At 52.4% G+C, this 955-nt stretch carries 1 protein-coding gene; it reads right to left on the reverse strand.

Annotation, left to right across the window (positions count from 1 at the left end):
* Positions 1 to 87 precede the first annotated feature (87 nt).
* Positions 88 to 357: a hypothetical protein gene (locus AKJ29_RS15785; RefSeq protein ID WP_055192511.1), complete on the reverse strand. Its 270-nt coding sequence runs from the start codon at positions 355 to 357 to the stop codon at positions 88 to 90.
* Positions 358 to 955 lie beyond the last annotated feature (598 nt).

Consider the following 955-nt stretch of genomic DNA (forward strand, 5'->3'; position numbering starts at 1 on the left):
ACCATCGCACCGCCCAAAGCACGACCTCACCGCTGAAATGCCGTCCTTTGAAATCACTCATGGAGCATCCCTCCTGCCTGGCGAAACTTAAAAATGGGGCCGCACGGAGAAGTTTGCAACAGAGCCGACGGGAGAGCCGCCAACGTCGCCGCTATAGGTCTCAAAAGTTTGAAAATTGGTTGAGTTGCCCAGGAAGCCGGGTACGCTCGAAACGTCCAGTTGTTGGCTACCATCTGCATCCGGGTCTTCGAGCGTGTCATCATCATCGATAATTTCGACCTGATACGCGTTTAGAACCGTGACATTTGTAGATCCAAGTGGGTCGTTATCAATTTCAAGAATTGTGACAAATGGCATTTTGGAAGCCCCGCAGCCGACCTTCTAAATTTCGAAGTCTACAATACTCGTTATGTGCATGAAGAAATAGGGGTTTTTCCAGAGGCCCACACTATCGCAATTCAGTAGGTGCTGTTTCGCGGCATAGACATCCCAGGGGGATTGTTTCGTAATGGCACCCAACCACTTGTGATAAAAGCCGCGTTCACAAATGTTCCAGAATTTGTCCGATTTCGCAGTTTCGGGCCAGCAGGGCCAATCACTTATGGGAATATCCTGAAAAATAATGGCTGACACCGGGAAGCTGCTGCCGTCACGTCCGAATTGGAAATTCGCCCGTGACGGCTTGCGCTGCAAAAAAAAATGGCGCTGTGCGCCATAGGGGTATACCCCTACAGGGCTATGCCCCTACCCCAAGCGCGGTGCCCGCACTCGCACATACGTTGCGCCTCTTTTGTGATGCCAGCAAACTGGCATGTGCTTAGGGGCGCTGCCGGCTCTGTTGCAAACATTTTATTGAGCCGCAATGACCCTCTCGCTGGACGGAGTCAGGCTGCGAGTTGCTGTTCGAGCCAGGTCATGGTCTCTGACATAACACATGGTCCGACACCGAAGGCGC

The organism is Aliiroseovarius crassostreae, assembly GCF_001307765.1.
In the GTDB taxonomy this organism is placed as follows: Bacteria; Pseudomonadota; Alphaproteobacteria; order Rhodobacterales; family Rhodobacteraceae; genus Aliiroseovarius; species Aliiroseovarius crassostreae.